We start from the raw sequence: 15,917 nt of genomic DNA, 5'->3' as shown, positions 1-15,917 counted from the left end.
CATGGACCGAAGTCCATGCTGCCGCCTCACTCGTCGAGCTCGCCCACCAGCTCGCTGACCGCGCGCTCGAGCTGCGCATCGACTCCCGCGTGCTCGTCACCCGGAAGTCGCGGCACGAAGACGTCCGGCTGGGCGCCGTTGTTCTCCATGTCGCGCTCGTCGGGCAGGTACCAGCCGCGGAACGGCAAGCGCACGCGCGTGCCGTCGATCAGCGTCGTTCCGCCGGTCGAGATCACGCCGCCGAACGTCGCCTCACCCACCAAGCGGCCGCGCTTCGTGTTGCGGATCGAGTGCGCGAAGATCTCGGCGTTGGAGAACGAGTTCTCGTTGATCAGCACGATGATGGGCTTGCTGTAGCCGTAGATCAGGCGCCGGTCGCGGGGATAGGCGTCGCGGGGCACCGAGTCGTAGTCGGCGCCGCGCGGCACGGTGAACGCGTGGTTCGGCGCGGTCAGCGACGCCAGCAGGATGTCGGTCGTCGAACCGCCGCCGTTGTCGCGCACGTCGATGACGAGCCCCTCCTTGCCGGCTGCGGCTGCGTACAGATCGCGCTCGAAGTCGCGCACGCTCGGCATGCTCATGCCGCGGATGTGCAGGTAGCCGAGGCGACCGCCCGACCGTTCCTCGACCATCGCGCGCCGCTGACGGATCTCGTCGTCGTAGCGCAGGCCCACGATCGCGCCGATGCTCGTGGTGCGGATCAGCACGCGTTCCTCGGTTCCGTCGCCGCGCGTCACGTCGAACAGGACCTCGTCCCCGCCGCGCTCCTTCATCGCGGCGCGCCAGTCGCGCTCGGGTAGAGCGTCGGCCGGGCCGAAACCCTCACCCTCCACCGCCGTCAGCGTATCGCCGACCGCGAGCGCGCGCGGGCCACCCGCAGCCGGGCTTCCGGGCAGCACACGCGTGATGCGATAGCCGCCCACGACCGGCTCCAGCTCGATCCCCAGGTAGCCCGTGCGGTCGCTCGGACCCGAGTAGCTCGAGCCGCCGGACATCGACAGGTGCGAGCCGTCGAGCTCACCGAACATCAGGTTGCCGATGCGGTTGAACGCCTGGCTGGTCGTGACGCGCGCGGCCAGCGAACCGTAGCGCCGCGTGAGACCGTCCCAGTCGAGCCCCTTCAACGTCGGGTGGTAGAAGCGCTCGCCCAGGACGTGCGTGGCCTCGCGCCACTTCTGCTCCTGCTCGGCCGCGACGTCGATGCGTTGGCGCGTGTCGAAGCCGACGGTCTCGCTGCTGCCGCCGCCGATACCGCAGTACTTGGCGCTGCCACCGCTGACCCAGGTCAGCTTGGTGCCGTCCAGACTCAGGCGCAGGTCGGACACGCGACCCGAGATGACGCGCTTGCGATCCGAACCGTCGTACTTCATCGACCACACGCCGTCGTCGCCGTCGACGCTGCCGCTGAACAGGATCGTGTCGCCCGACGGCGAAACCAGGGTCGAGCCTTCGGACCCCGGGAACGAGGTCATGCGGCGCGCGCGCAGCCAACTCTCCTCGAGGTCCAGCTCGAGCGGTTCGACCTCGTCGCCCGACTTCGGCGCCTTCACCTTCTTCTTGGCCTTCTCGAAGTGCTCGGCCAACTGCCAGTCCTGGAGCGCTTCGAGATCGCGATCCAGATAGACCATGTAGACGTCGAACTCCCAGTTCACGCCGTAGCTGTCGCTGCACCAGGCCAGCACCTTGCCGTCGGCCGAGATCGCCGGCGACACGTCGAGGTCGGGGTGACGCGTGACGTTGATCGGTCCCGCGTCGCCGTCCACATCGAGAATGTGCACGTCCTCGTTGAAGTCGAGATCGCTGACCGACAGCACGAGGTGGCGCGAATCGGCCAGCCAGCTGGCGTCGGCCTGGTTCCAGGACGGCAGCAGCGTGCGCGAGCCGCCGTCTGCGAGATCGATCAGCACCAGGTCGCCGCGCTCCTCGCTGATGACGAGGCGCTTCCCGTTCGGGGCGATGACGGGGTCCGCCAGCGTCGCGCGCGAGCGGTAGACCTCTTCCAGGTCGAACTCGAGCGCGCCCTCCCAGCGGGCGCCGTGGTCGATCTTCTCTTCTTCTTCCTCGTCCTCGGCATCCGCGTCGTCGGAGTCGTCCGCGGCAGCCTCCAGACCGCTTTCCTCGGTGGCCGGTTCGTCCGCGCTCGCGGGCACTTCTGTGGGCTCGTCGGCGGGCTCGGATTCGTCCTCGTCGGCGGCCTCGTCCTCAGCGGACCCGTCCGCCTCCTCGTCCTCCGCTTCCGGCTCGGGCTGCGGATCCACGTCCTCGCGCGTGGTGCGCACGGTGGCGCGCCACAGCACGTAGCCGTCCCCGTCGTCGCCGACGAAGTAGAGCGCCGAACCGTCGGGCGCCCAGGCCGGATCGCTCTGGCGTCCGGCGTCGTGCGTGATGCGGCGCGTCGGTCGGCCCTCGGCCACGGCGCGCACGTACAGCTCGCCGCGCGCGATCGCCGCCATCGTGGCGTTGTCGGGTGACAGCACGGCTTGGCTCACCGAAGCGTCCTCGATGCGCTCGGCGTCGCTCTCGTCGATCGCCGCCACGCGCACGTCGAGCGGGCGCGCCTCGCCACTGCGCAGATCCACGACCACCAAGCGGTCCCAGAGGCAGGCGATCGCCGTCGTTCCGTCCCAGCTGACGCACAGGTCGCGCAGACCGTGGCCCTGGGTGATCTCCTCGTCCGTGGCGCGCGGCGCGTAGACCTGGCGCAGATCGCCGTCGACCGACGAGAGCCACAGATCGTTCTGACCGTCGCGCGTGGAGAGGAAGACGAGCGTCCCGTCGGGGGTCGCATGGCCCTCGTGGTCGCTCCCGATCGACGGCACGAGCGGCCAGTAGGTCTCGGACGCCACGTCGTAGCGCCACAGCGAACTGTTGCCGGAGCCGCGGTAGTTCGGCCGCTCCGGCGTGCCGCGACCGCGCGTGAAGACGAAGCCGGAGCCGTCCGGCAGCGCCTGCGGCTGGGCCCCGTAGGCCGGGAACGTCAGCGTCATCGGCCCGCCCTCCGAAGGTGCGCGGTAGATCTTCGAACCGCGGTAGGCGTCCGGCTCGTGGCTGGTGGTGAACAAGAGCTCGGCGCCGTCGGCGGAGAAGCCACCGAGTCGCTTCGCGCGATCGCCCTCGGTCACCTGCTGTGGCGCGCCGATCGCGAAACGTCCGTCGTCGATCGTCACCGCTGCCACGAACAGCTGCAGCGCGCCGTTGCGATCGGACTCGAAGGCGAGTCGATCCCCGCTCGGCGAGAACGCACTGCGCAACTCGAGCGCCGGGTGGGCGGTCAACCGCTGCGCTCGACCGCCCCGTGCTTCCACGGCCCACAGGTCACCGCCCGAGCTGAACACCGTCCACGCGCCGTCGGGCGACAGGCTCGGATACTGCGGGAAGGCCGGGGCTCCATCGACGGTCGCGAGGACCGCCGCTCCCCCTGGCGCGTTGGCGGCGAACACCGACCGGGGGTGGACCAGGACGGCCGCGAAGAGCGTGAAGAGGACGACGGCAGCGGAGTGTCGAAGCATGCGTTGGTGGGTCGCGGGAGTGGGGCGCGTGTTCGGCCGGAGCGGACGTCGGGGTGTCGCCGGCGGAGGGGCCGTGCGATGATAGCGCCGAACTCCGATCGCCCACGACCACACGCCATGCTTCGAGCCCTCTTCCTCGCCCTGATCTGCGCGGGTGCACCCGCCGTCCCCGCCGTTGCCCAGGACGCGACACCTGCCAAACAGACGCGCCCGGACGCCTTCCGCCAGCTCGACGAGTTGCTGCCCACGCCGAACGATCAGCGCCTCGCGTCCGGCGCGCCCGGACCCGGCTACTGGCAGCAGAAGGTCGACTACCGCATCGCCGTCGAGATCGACGACGCGACCCAGCGCATCACCGGCGAGGAGTGGATCACGTACCACAACCGCTCGCCCCACCGCCTGGACTACCTGTGGGTGCAGATCGACAACAACATCTTCGCGCCCCACAGCGAGTCGGAGTTGATCGGCGGCGCGCCCGACATGGAGTCGATGTCGTACAGCGGTCTGCGGCGGCTGATGTACCGCCGCAGCTTCGACGGCGGCGTCGACATCGCGAGCGTGAAGGACGCGGTGGGCGACGACCTGCCGCACACGATCAACGGCACGATGATGCGTGTCGACCTGCCGAGCTCGCTGCAGCCGGGCGCCGCGGTCGAGTTCTCGATCCGCTGGTCCTACTCCATGAACCCGTCGGACCTCGTGGGTGGACGGACCGCCGCCGAGTACTTCGAGGAGGACGACAACTGGATCTACGAGCTCGCCCACTGGTTCCCCCGCCTCGCGCCGTACACCGACGTCAACGGCTGGCAGAACAAGCAGTTCCTGGGCCGCGGTGAGTTCGCGCTCGAGTTCGGCGACTACGAGGTGGCGATCACCGCTCCGAGCGACCACGTGGTGGCGGCGACGGGCGTCCTGCAGAACGCTGGTGAGGTGCTGACCCAGGCCCAGCGCGACCGGCTCGAGGAGGCGCGCACGGCCGAGAAGCCCGTCTTCGTCATCACGCCGGACGAAGCGGTGGAGAACCAGGGGACCAAGGCCACGGACACGAAGACCTGGGTCTTCCACGCGCAGAACGTGCGCGACTTCGCCTGGGCCAGCAGCCGCAAGTTCATCTGGGACGCCTGGGGCACGCCGATCGGCGACCGCACGGTCATGTCCATGTCCTACTGGCCGATCGAGGGCGAGCCGCTGTGGAGCCGCTATTCGACCCAAGCGATCGCCCACACGCTGGAGGTCTACTCCAAGTTCACCTTCGACTATCCCTACCCGGTCGCGATCTCGGTCAACGGCCCGGTCGGCGGGATGGAGTACCCGATGATCTGCTTCAACGGCCCGCGGCCCGAGAAGGACGGCACCTACACGTCGCGCACCAAGTACGGCCTCATCGGCGTGATCATCCACGAGGTCGGCCACAACTGGTTCCCGATGATCGTCAACTCCGACGAGCGCCAGTGGACCTGGATGGACGAGGGCTTGAACACCTTCGTGCAGTACCTGGCCGAACAGGAGTGGGAGCCCGGGTACCCGTCGCGCCGCGGTGAGGCGCGCAACATCACGGGCTTCATGTCGAGCACCGAGCAGGTGCCGATCATGACGAACTCGGAGTCGATCCTGCAGTTCGGAGCGAACGCCTACGCCAAGCCGGCCACGGCCCTGAACGTGCTGCGCGAGACCGTCATGGGGCGCGAGCTGTTCGACTTCGCGTTCAAGCAGTACGCCCGCCGCTGGATGTTCAAGCGGCCCGAGCCTGCCGACCTGTTCCGCACGCTGGAGGACGCCTCGGCCGTCGATCTCGACTGGTTCTGGCGCGGGTGGTTCTACACCACCGACCACGTCGACCTGGCGATCACCGGCGTCGAGAGCTTCCAGCTGGAGTCGCCCGATCCGAAGGTCGCGAAGGCGAACGACCGCGCCGACGAGGAGGCGCGGGCCGAGACGCCGAGTGAACGCCTGAACGCGCCCCTGCCCAAGCGCACCGATCGCTTCCCGGAGCTGCTCGACTTCTACAACTCGTTCGACGAGCACGCCGTCACCCTCGCCGACCGCAAGGCCTTCGAGCGGTTGATGGCCAGTCTCGACGACGACGAGAAGCAGGTGCTCGAGGTGGATCAATCGTTCACCGTCGTGTCGCTCGAGAACCTGGGCGGGCTCGTGAGTCCGGTCGTCCTCGAGCTCGAACTCACCGACGGTTCGACCGAGATCCTGCGCATCCCTGCCGAGCTGTGGCGGCGCAACAGCGAGCGCGTCGAGACCATGGCCGTGACCGATCTTCCGGTCGTGCGCGTCACGCTCGATCCGTTCGAGGAGACGGCAGACGTGGACACCGCGAACAACCACTGGCCGCCGCGCACGAAGCTGTCGCGCTTCCAACTGTTCAAGCGCGACCGTACGAGCCAGAACCCGATGCAACAGGCGCGCGACGAGGCGGCGGAGCTCGAGGCCGAGGCCGACGCCGAACCCGCGGGCGACGACTCCGCCTCGCCGCCGGTCGGCGCGGGCGAGCGTTGAACCGGGGCGCCTTCACCGTGCGGCTCGTGGGCGGGGCGGCGCTCGTGCTCGGAGCCGCGCTCGCGATCTCGGGCCACTCGGCTCTCGCGCACGGCCACGCTCCGGCCGCCGGCGCGAACGTCGCGGGCACGGCCCGGCCCCACCCCGCCGACGAGGGCGTGGCCGAACTCGAGTACGTCCCCGAGCGCGGGCGGCTCGAGGTGGCGGTGCGCGTCCACGGATCGACGCTCGATCAGGCGCTCTCGGCCTACGTGGGTCGCGAGGTCAAGGTCGAGGACCCCAAGGGCGAGGTGGCACTGCTCGGCTATCTGGCCGACGGGTTTCGCCTGGAGACGCGGCTGTCCGCGCCCGGCGATCGGCCCTTCCTCCCCTGCGCCCAGGAGTGGATCGGACTCGAGTTCGACGGGCCCGACGTGTGGCTGTACTTCGAGGTGCCGATGCTGGCCGCCCCCGCCGAGCTGCGCGGATCGTTCGAGATGCTGTTCGACCGGTTCACCACCCAGGTGAACGTGCTCTTCGCGAGCGGTCCGAGCGGCGAAGAGCGGCACGTCTTCCGCTTCGCGAGCGGTTGGGCCGATCTGTCCGGCGTGCTGCGTCCGGCCTGAGAGGCGGCGCGCGTGATGAGCGCGTGAAGGCCTGCTCGCGACGCACCTGGGAACGACCCGACGTGTGCACGTTCGAACGTCCGCTTCGAGCGCGGGCGCTCGCGTTCGGCCCCACGGCGGCACGGGCCTGGAACAGAGTTGAACGCTCTCGTGCGCCGTTCCGTCGCGCGCGCCACGGCCGCGAGAATTGACCGTTTCGAAGGCATCCAGCGCCACGCATCGCTGCGATCTGCCTCGCGTCCTCGAACCTCTCGAGGACCACGCTCGCCGCCGCGCTCGCTACGAACGAGCGTTCTGCGGACGAGCGCGCAGCCACTCGCATCGCACCCGACCAACGGACGCATCGATCATGAACACGCCCAGTCTCGCACTCGCCGCCACCCTGTCGCTCGCCTCGACGGCCTTCGCACAGGACGCCTCGTTGACCGTCCTGCACGGCGTTCCCGGCCTGCCCGCCCCCGTGGAAGTGGTGGCGAACGGAGCCACCTTGTTCAGCTTCTGCTTCGAGGAACAGCGCGGCCCCCTCACCCTGCCGCCCGGCAGCTACGACGTGGAGGTGCGCCTCGAAGGAGCGACGATCCTTGGCGCCACCTACGTCCTCGGCGCCGGTGACGACGTCTCGGTCATCGCGAACCTCGACGCCAGCGGCGCGCCGGAACTGACGCCTTTCGCGAACGACGGGAGCGCGCTCGCCCTGCCGTCTTCGCGGGTCACCGTGCGTCACGCCGCCGAGGCTCCCGCGGTCGACGTGGTCGTTCTGCAGGGCGGACAGACGGCGCTGACCATTCCCGGCGTGACCAACGGCCAAGAGGCCAGCGCCGACGTCGCGCCCGGTGACTACGAGGTCGAACTGCGCCTGGCCGGCACGAGCACCGTCGCCTTCGGTCCCGTGCCCCTGACCGTCGAGGACGGCTTTCGCTACGGCGTCCACGCGGTCGGCCAGGCGCTCACGTCGAACTTCGACCTGCTCGTCCAGCGCGACGCCCTCACGGCTCGGGTGCGTTCGATGGAAGGCCTGCGCTTCGGCAATCTCGTTCCGTCCCTGTACCTGGACGGCACCGAGGTCCTGAAGCTCGACGAACTCGTGCGCACCGGCGTCGCCGTCCAACCGGGTAGCTACCTGGCCGAGATCCGCGTGTTCGGCGGCTCGTCGACGCTCGTGTCCCAACAGATCGATCTGGCCGCCGGCGACGACCGCATGCTGCTCGCCAACCCGTCCTTCGGCACCGCGATCGCGTTCAGCGACTTCGCCAACGACGTGTCGGCCCTCGGACTGGCGAACGAAGCGCGCGTGACCGTCCGTCACCTGGCGCTCGCACCGCAGGTCGACGTCATCGTGACCGCGAACGGCGCTGCGGTCGCGACGATCGGCGGCCTCGTGAACGGTGACGAGGCGACCGCCGAGCTGCCGGCCGGCGCCTACGAGGTCGCGATCGCCCCCGCCTGCACGACCACCCCGGTCTTCGGTCCGGTTCCGCTCGTGCTCGAGGCGCGGACGCACACGATCGCCCAGGCACTGGGTGAGCTCGGCAGCACCTTCACGGTCGGTGTGGACGTGATCGACCTCACGCCGCTCCCCGCCGCGGCCGAGGTTCTCCTGCGACGCTTCGGCACCGGCTGCGGCGCCACGCTGACCGCGTCCACCAACTGTGTGATCTTCGACGAGGTCTTCCAGCTCGAGCTCGACACCAGCGTCCCGAACTCGGCCGGCGTCGTGCTCTTCGGCACGAGCAACACCGACTTCGCCGGCCTGCCGTTGCCCGCGGGCCTCGCCGGCTTCGGCGCGACCGGCTGCACGCTGTACACCGACTACTTCGGGTTCCGCGCCCTGCCGACGGACGCCCAGGGTCGCGCCGTCGGTGACTTCTCGGTCCCCGTGCGCCTGGCGCCGTTCCTGGACGCGATCTACCTCCAAGGAGCGATCGCCACTCCGGCCGGCCCTGGACACTTCGTGACGAGCAACGCGATCGCCGTCGAGCGCAACTGACCCGCGTCGTCGCTCGCGTCGAACAGCGCGCCTCGCTCGTCCAACGTCGAGCGGGGCGCGCTTTCGTTCGCGAGCGCCCCTGCGGTGACGGCGCGTGAGCAACGCCGCTCAGTCGGCCGAGCGTCCCGCGCCGCGCACCAACCTGTGGTCGCGTCCGGACGCGAGCGGCCCGAAGTCCTCGCGCTCTCCGCCCGGCCAGACGACGGTGACGATGGACGGTGTGGTCCGGGCGCCGAGCCCCACGTGGACGCGCGTCTCGTTGCTCGACTGGTAGCTGGAGGCCGGCTCGCAGCGCGCGTAGCGACGGTCGTCGTTTCCGGACGCCGTGCTCTCGAAGGTCTCGACGCGCGCCCCGAGCGCCGGTGCCCCGTTCGCCTCGCGCACATCGAAGCCGATCCACGCACCGACCTTGGGCGCGACGTTCTCGAAGACGTGGAAGCGCGCGTCGCGGTTGGCGACCACCACGTCCACGTCACCGTCGCCGTCCAGGTCGCCGAACGCCGCGGCGCGACTGGTGGCGACCAGGCCGCCGTCGGCGTTATCGACGACCTCGTAGCGCATCTCGCCGAGGCCGCGCAGGACGAGGTTAGGCTCGGCGTAGGGATCGTCCGCCAGGTCGCGCGCTTGGCGCATCACGCGTCCGTTGGCCTGGAAGAGGTCGAGTTCGCCGTCGTGGTCGAAGTCGATCCAACCGAGGCCGAAACGAGTGAAGCGCCGGCTGACCGAACCGAGTCCCGAGCGCAGCGTCCGATCGCGGAAACGCCCGCCGTCGTTGACGAAGAACGAATCCGACTGCTTGTGGAGGTTGCAGACGACCACGTCCAGGTCGCCGTCGCGATCGGGGTCGGCGGCGACCACGCCCATGCCGGCCTTGGCGACGCCGCTGTCGTCGAGGGCACACCCGGCTTCGAACGCGCGATCGACGAACGTGCCGTCGCCCGCGCCCGCCCACAGGAAGTCGGACATGCCGTCGTTGGCCACGAACACGTCGAACGTGCCGTCTCCGTCGAAGTCACCGACGGTCACGCCGAGGCCGGTGCCGGGCGTGCTGCCGATGCCGCTGGCTTCGCTCTCGTCCGTGAACGTTCCGTCGCCCGCGTTGCGGTAGAACGCGTCGAGCGCCGGGCTGAAGTGCGACTGCGGACTGCAGTAGTCGCGCGCGCCCATCTCGTTGCGGCACTCGATCGCGCCCTGGGGCGACCAGACCAAGTAGTTGGCCACGTAGAGGTCGAGATCGCCGTCGAGGTCGGGGTCGAAGAAGGCCGCGCTCGTCCCCCACCCGTCGTCGCCGGCGCCGCAGGCCTCCGTCACGTCCGCGAAGCCGCCCGCCCCGTCGCCGCGGTAGAGCGTGTTGCGCCCCCAGTTGGTGACGTAGAGGTCGACGATCCCGTCGCCGTCCACGTCGCCCTGGGCCGCGCCCATGCCGTAGCCCGTGTCCGCAGCCACGCCGACCGCGTGTTCGAACTCGGGCGCCCCGCCCTCGCCGGCGCGATTCAGATAGAGGCGGTTCGCGCCCTGAGCCGGATCGTCGAGCGAACCGCTCTGGACCAGGTAGACGTCGAGTCGGCCGTCGCGATCGGCGTCGATCAGTGCGACGCCGCCGCCCATGATCTCGGGCATGAGGTAGCGCTCGGGAACGGCGCCGCTCCGGTGTTCGAAATCGATGCCGAAGGCGTGGCCGCGTTCGCGGAACCACGTGCCCTGGGCGGGTTCGTTCGTCCCGGCGTTCGCTGCGCTACCCGATGCGCTGCTGCCACCGTCCGAGCAACCCGCGACCACTGGCACCGTCAGCACCAGAGCGACCAGAACTCGGACCGCCATCACGGTTGGTCCTCCGGCTGGTCCCCGCTCGCGTCCGCCCGATCGCGAACCTGCTCGAGGAGCCGTTCGAGACGGGCGTCGCGCGGTCCGTACTCGAGCGCCTTCGCGAGCGCTTCCGCGGCCGCCCCGAAGCGTTCGAGGCGCACGAGCGCCTTGCCCCGCTCGAACCAGGCGGGCGCGAAGGTCGGTTGCAGCTCGAGGGTCCGCGCCGCCGCCTCCACCTGCTCGTCGAATCGCTCGAGCGCGCCGAGAGCGAGTGCCCGGTTGTAGTGCAGTCGGTAGTGGTCGGGCCGGCGTTCGAGGGCCTCGTCGAGCAGGTCCAGCGCCCGTTCGGGCTCGCGCGCAGCCAGGTGCACGCTCGCCAGCATCGTGGTCACGGAAACGTCGTCGCCCTGCTCGTCCAGCAACGCCACGAGTCGCCGCTCGGCGCCCGCGAAGTCACCCTTCGCGATGTCGGCCTGCGCGCCCTCGACCGCTTCGTGGTAGCCGACTCGGTGCTCGAGCACCTCCACCTTCCACGGGTCGATCCAGACCGGCTCGGCGGCGCGGTCCGCGAACGTGGCGGCGCGCGCGTCGTCGCCCAACAGGCGCAGCGCGGACGCCAGGAGCAGGAACGTGTAGCTGCGCCCGCGCGTGCGTTCGGCGACGGGTTCGAGCAGTGCGCGGGCCCGCTCGGCGTCGCCGGCGTCGAGCGCCAGTCGCGCCAGTCCCCAGACCGGCTCGAGCGCGGTGGGGTCGAGTCGCGCGGCCGCCTCGAACGCGTCCCGCGCCGCGCTCGCGCGCCCCAGCTCGAACAGCCAGGTGCCGCGCCGCCAGTGCGCCGGTGCGTAGTCGGCGTCGAGCGCGAGCGTGCGGTCACAGGCGGCGAGCGCGCCCTCGAGGTCCCCCGCCGCCGCCCGCCCGCGCGCTGCGTGGTACCAGGCGCGCGCGTCGTTCGGCGCGAGCTCGGTCACGCGGGTCCAGGCGGCCGTCGCCGCTTCGTCGAGCCCGTTGGCCTCGCACACCAGGGCGCGCTCGGTCCAGGCGGCGGGATCCTTCGGGGCGCGCTCCGTCGCCGCCCGGACGCGATCGAGGGCTGCGGTCAGCGCACGGGACCCGCCGTCGAACCCGCCGTCGAACGCGAGGTCGGGCGCGCTCTGGGCAGTGCTCGAACTGGCGCTCGCGGACGCCGGCGCCGGCGCACCGTCGCCGCACGCGGCCAGCGACAGCGCGAGCGACCACGCGACTCCCACGGCTCGGACCGCACGTGCCACGCGCACGCTGTTCGCTCTCGATCGCACCCCCCGATGCTACCCGCTCGTGCTCAGCGCTCCTCGCCGCGACCGGTGAGGACCAGGCCGCGCCGCGGCACCGTCAGGATGAACGCGGTGACGGCCGAGGCCGACAGGCGGGAGTCCTCGCCGTAGCCCGCGTTGTCGCGATTCGGCTGGTAGTAGAAGCTGCCGTCCTGGCACTGCGCGAGGGCGAACCACCAGCGGTTCGCGTCCATGAGGCGCCGGAAGCTTCCCGGATCGGTGAACGCACCCAGAGCGGCGTAGCCCATGCCCATCACGGGCGAGCCGTGCGTGTCGGGGAAGCTCTCGGGGTGCGCGCCGATGACCAGCGCGTGTTCGCGACCGTGCGCGCGGCGCTCCGCGTCGATCGGCGCCAGGTGGTACGCGATCGCGGCGGCGCCGGTGCGGCCCATGTCGGCCCAGTCGTCCGGCCCGCCGCCCTTTTCGTCGCCGTACCAGACGTAGCCGTTCGCGCCCGAACCGCGATCGACGAAGGCGAGCGCCGCGTCGATGCGCGCCCTGTCGACCTCGACGCCACAGCGTCCGATCAGCGACAGCGCCAGCGCGCCCTGGCCCGTCAGCATGGCGATCGGGCCGTAGCCCTCGAATCCCGGGTTGTGGCCCCAGCCGCCGTGCGAGTCCATGGGGTCGGTCGGCCAGTCGCCGGGGTGCGACTCCTTCACCCGCGGATTGCGCTGGGCGAGGCTCATGTACTGGGATCCAACGAGGAAGTCGCGGATCTCCTCGAGCTCCGGCAGCACCCACTTCTCGCCGGTGGCGAGGTAGTACTCGGCGAGCACGATCGCGGCGCCCATGTAGCGCCAGTTGATCAGGCCACCTTCGTCCTCGGCCGACGTGGTGCGCGCGTGGAAACGAGCGCACTTCTCGACCGCGGGCCGGTACTTGCGCTCGCCGCTCGCGAGCAGGGCGAGCGGCGCGAACACGTCGCGCGGCTCGAGCCCCCACGACCCGTCCTCGCGCTGTTGCTCGACCAGTTGGTCGAGCAGCTCGCCGACGATGCGGTCCGACTTCTTGCACTCGTCGGGGAAGCTCGGGCCGAAGGCGCCGTAGCGCGTGCCGACGCGCAGGTCCACGTTGCGCTCCTTCGGTTCGTCGCCGTCCTTCGAGACCCGCTCGACCACGAGTTCGAGCACGCCCTTGCCGGCCTTCGTCTGCGCCTCCTCCAGCGCGACCGCGAAGTCGAGCAGCGGCCCGTTCGGCCCGAACACGTCCATCCCGTAGCCGTTGCGGTGCGGCGTCTCGAAGCGCGCGCCGCCGGCCCCGACGATGTGGTCCCCGACGCGCACCTTGCCAGCGGCCGGCGAGCCCTCGAACACGTAGCGCACGACCAGGTCGCACGGCGCGTCCTCCACCAACTCGACGCGCAGCCCGGTGATACCGAGGTTGTAGTACCAGCCCGGAACGACGGCGTCCGGTCCCGCGCTCGCGCGCTGGTTCCAGGGGCCGCCGTCCTCGTGGTAGTGGACCTGGGCCAGGGCCGGAGCGGCGAGGAACGCGAGGCTGGCCGCGGTCAGGAGCGCGTGGGTGCGGTCGAACATGGGCGATCGAGGTCGAGGTCGGAACGGAGCGATCGACGGGAGCCCGTGCCCACCGCCGCGACGATCTTCGGTCGCGCGCGCGCGCGGCGCAAAGGTCACCTCGCGCTGGCCCCCGAAGCGGGCTCCCGAAGGGGGCCCCCGCTCAGAACAACTCGCGCTGCACGGGCCCCGCCCCCTCGGCGGGCGAGGGAAAGCCCGGGAGGACGTCGACACCGGTCCGAGCCCGATAGGCGGCGCGGAAGCGGCGCGCCGTCTCGACCGCTTCGGGGTCGTGGCGCTGGTGCAGGAAGACGTGCGCGGTGTGCAGACCGCTCGCGGCCCAACTCGCGAGCCGTTCGACCCAGGCGTCGATCCGCGGGGCGTCGGTGGGATGGGGCCGATTGCCGACGAAGCGCACGATCGTGTCGCGCGCGGTGAGTCGCAGGTGTGCCACGTCGCGGCGGCCGGCGACGTCGCTGATCACCAGGGCCACGTCGTGCTCCTCGAACAGCGCACCCACTCGATCGAGCTGCGCGCCGCCGCGTGCGAACCAGGCCTGGTGGCGCAGCTCGAACGCCAACGGCACCCGCGCGGCCCAGGTGCGCACGAACGCCTCGAGCGCGGCGAAGCGACCGGGGTCGAACTCGATCGGAAGCAGCCCCCAGACCCGTCCGACGCGCGGCCCGAGACCCCGGGCCAGATCGACGAACTGCTCCATGCGCGCGTCGACCCCGACCAGCGCGGCGCCGTGCGTCACGTCGGCGGGCAGCTTGGGACAGAAGCGGAACGTGCTCGGCGTGGCCCGTGCCCAACGCGCGATGCGATCGGCGTCGATTCCGTAGTAGGTGGTGTTGAGTTCGTTCGTCGTGAACGCCCGCGCGTGCAGACCCAGGAAGTCGGCCTGACGAGTGCCCGGCGGCAGCAGCGTCCCGACGAAGTCGCGGTGCCCCCAACCGGCGAGTCCGACGCGCACGACCGGACCCGCGTCCGTGCGCGACACCTGGGCCGCGCGCTCGAGCACGCGCGCGTTGCCCTGCGGCTCGAGCGGCAGGGAGAAGTCCACGGTGTCGACACTTCCGTCGATGCGTCCGAACTCCATGGCGCGCTACAGCGGGACCGCGCCGGCGGACGGGGAACGGCCTGTGTGGTGCACGGCGCTCATGCGCGGGTTCGTACCACACGCGGCAGTCGATTGCCCGCGGTTCACGGCGCGAGCGCGTTCACGCCCTGGTACGCGAAGAACGCCAACGTCCCGAGCAGGACCACCGTCGCGAGCACGCGGTCGCGATGGGCACCGAGCGGACCGAAGCGGCCGTTCAACAGGAGCAGCGCGACGGCGAGCAAGGGCATGAACGCGGCTCCCACGATCGCGTAGATCTGCTGGACCGAGCGGAAGTCGATCGCGAGTCCCGCCATGGGAGCGAAGGCCAGCGCGAACAGGTAGAAGCGGTAGCTGCGCGTACGCGTCAGTGAACCGACGACGGGCGCCGGTCTGCGCTCCACGGCGAGGCGCCAAAAATCCGCGAACAGGTAGGGCACGGCCTGCCACACGCCGACGAGACTCGAGAACACCGCGGCCCACGCGCCGACCAGGAAGGCGTTGCGCGCAACCGGGCCGAGGTCGTCCCTCAGCCTGTCGCCGAGCGCCACGATCAGTCCCGCGCCGCGCCCTTCCACGACCACCGTGCTGCCGATCACGACCATCGCGATCCCGAAGATCGCGGTCATCGCGTAGCCGACGCCGAGGTCGAGTCGGCAGGCCCCGATGTCGCTCGGCCCGTCGCGCCCCTCCTCGCGGATCCAGTAGCCGTAGCACAGGACCGTCAGCGTTCCGCCGACGCCCCCCATCAGTGCGATCGTCCAGCCGAGCCCCGCGCCGTCGGCGTCCGGGATCCGCGGCACGACGAGCCCGTTCCCCACCGCCGCCCAGTCGGGTGCGAGAGCGATCGCCGTGGCGACGACCGTGACGAACATCACGCCGACCGCGACGCCCATGAGACGCTCGAAGAGGCGGAAGCCGCCCACGAGAACGAGCGCGAGTCCCGCGAGGCTGTGAACCACGCCCCACACGACCTTGCCCGTCGCCGGATCCTCGAAACCACCGAACAACGCGTGGGCCGTGGCGCCACAGGCCCCCATCAGCGCGGATCCGACGATCCACGTCCACGGCAAGAGGTACACGAGGAACGCGAACCGCAGCGGGCGCGGCACGCGGCGCATCACGCCTTCGAGAAGCGTCTCCCCCGTCACGAGCTGCCAGCGCGCGAGGCCTTCGTTCAACGTGAACTTGAAGACCGCGCCGACGACCACGGCCCAGAGCACGGCCACGCCGAGCGCACTGCCCGTGAACGCGCTCGTCGCGAGGTCTCCGGCTCCGACGCCGGTGGCCGCGACGAGCAGTCCGGGACCGATGCGTCGCCACGGCCCGGGTCGATCGGGGGCCCCACTTCTGTCCGCGCGCTCCGACACGACGACCACTCTAGGGTTCGACGACTCAGCGTTCGTGGCGCGGCCCCGCGGGTACCGGATCAGTGGATCCGAAGAGCCGATTTCGAGCCGTGCCGATTGCCGCGGATTCACTGGATTCGGCGCGCCGGCGAACCATAGAACCGGGTCGTCGAACGGCGCGAACTCGCGCCCGCCTGGCCGCGGGCCGGCACTGCGCCGACCCGCGG

At 70.8% G+C, this 15,917-nt stretch carries 9 protein-coding genes; 3 read left to right on the top strand and 6 right to left on the bottom strand.

Translation table 11 applies throughout. The annotated features are described in order from the left end of the window. Positions 1–26: 26 nt before the first annotated feature. Entirely contained in the window at positions 27–3,509 is a 3,483-nt protein-coding gene (locus Pla163_RS08770; RefSeq protein WP_145186669.1) for a S41 family peptidase, read from the bottom strand. Between the two features lie 117 nt (positions 3,510–3,626). On the opposite strand from Pla163_RS08770, the gene Pla163_RS08765 reads away from it, so the two are divergent. From Pla163_RS08765 to Pla163_RS08755, 3 genes are all read left to right on the top strand, one after another. After that, positions 3,627–6,017 (top strand): M1 family metallopeptidase, encoded by a 2,391-nt coding sequence (locus tag Pla163_RS08765; RefSeq protein ID WP_145186666.1) that lies wholly within the window; start codon positions 3,627–3,629, stop codon positions 6,015–6,017. Further along, entirely contained in the window at positions 6,014–6,622 is a 609-nt protein-coding gene (locus Pla163_RS08760; RefSeq protein WP_145186663.1) for a DUF6702 family protein, read from the top strand. Before Pla163_RS08765 ends, Pla163_RS08760 begins: the two co-directional genes overlap by 4 nt. A 349-nt stretch (positions 6,623–6,971) precedes the next feature. Beyond that, a complete protein-coding gene (locus Pla163_RS08755; protein WP_145186660.1) occupies positions 6,972–8,609 on the top strand; it encodes a DUF4397 domain-containing protein in 1,638 nt (545 codons plus the stop codon). A 108-nt stretch (positions 8,610–8,717) separates the two neighbouring features. On the opposite strand, the gene Pla163_RS08750 is transcribed toward Pla163_RS08755, so the two are convergent. The 5 genes from Pla163_RS08750 to Pla163_RS08730 form a co-directional block, all read right to left on the bottom strand. Continuing rightward, a complete protein-coding gene (locus Pla163_RS08750; RefSeq protein ID WP_145186657.1) occupies positions 8,718–10,430 on the bottom strand; it encodes a CRTAC1 family protein in 1,713 nt (570 codons plus the stop codon). Next, positions 10,430–11,710: a tetratricopeptide repeat protein gene (locus tag Pla163_RS08745; RefSeq protein ID WP_145186654.1), complete on the bottom strand. Its 1,281-nt coding sequence runs from the start codon at positions 11,708–11,710 to the stop codon at positions 10,430–10,432. Before Pla163_RS08745 ends, Pla163_RS08750 begins: the two co-directional genes overlap by 1 nt. Positions 11,711–11,733: 23 nt before the next feature. Continuing rightward, a complete protein-coding gene (locus Pla163_RS08740) occupies positions 11,734–13,263 on the bottom strand; it encodes a DUF6288 domain-containing protein (RefSeq protein WP_145186651.1) in 1,530 nt (509 codons plus the stop codon). A gap of 142 nt (positions 13,264–13,405) precedes the next feature. Then, positions 13,406–14,341, bottom strand: coding sequence for a DUF72 domain-containing protein (locus Pla163_RS08735; RefSeq protein WP_145186649.1), 936 nt, complete (start codon positions 14,339–14,341; stop codon positions 13,406–13,408). A gap of 104 nt (positions 14,342–14,445) precedes the next feature. After that, positions 14,446–15,711, bottom strand: a complete 1,266-nt coding sequence (locus tag Pla163_RS08730) for an Nramp family divalent metal transporter (RefSeq protein WP_419186471.1) — start codon at positions 15,709–15,711, stop codon at positions 14,446–14,448. Between the last annotated feature and the right edge of the window lie 206 nt (positions 15,712–15,917).

The organism is Rohdeia mirabilis, from assembly GCA_007750655.1.
Classification (GTDB): Bacteria; Planctomycetota; UBA1135; order UBA1135.
The sequence above is the reverse complement of the archived record's forward strand: the minus strand, read 5'-3'. Positions and strand labels throughout refer to the sequence as shown.

Excerpts from the sequence above, each read along its gene's own strand:
- Pla163_RS08755 (WP_145186660.1), top strand. The coding sequence starts at position 6,972 with ATGAACACGCCCAGTCTCGCACTCGCCGCCACCCTGTCGCTCGCCTCG.
- Pla163_RS08770 (WP_145186669.1), bottom strand. The coding sequence starts at position 3,509 with ATGCTTCGACACTCCGCTGCCGTCGTCCTCTTCACGCTCTTCGCGGCC.
- Pla163_RS08765 (WP_145186666.1), top strand. The coding sequence starts at position 3,627 with ATGCTTCGAGCCCTCTTCCTCGCCCTGATCTGCGCGGGTGCACCCGCC.
- Pla163_RS08735 (WP_145186649.1), bottom strand. The coding sequence starts at position 14,341 with ATGGAGTTCGGACGCATCGACGGAAGTGTCGACACCGTGGACTTCTCC.
- Pla163_RS08740 (WP_145186651.1), bottom strand. The coding sequence starts at position 13,263 with ATGTTCGACCGCACCCACGCGCTCCTGACCGCGGCCAGCCTCGCGTTC.
- Pla163_RS08750 (WP_145186657.1), bottom strand. The coding sequence starts at position 10,430 with ATGGCGGTCCGAGTTCTGGTCGCTCTGGTGCTGACGGTGCCAGTGGTC.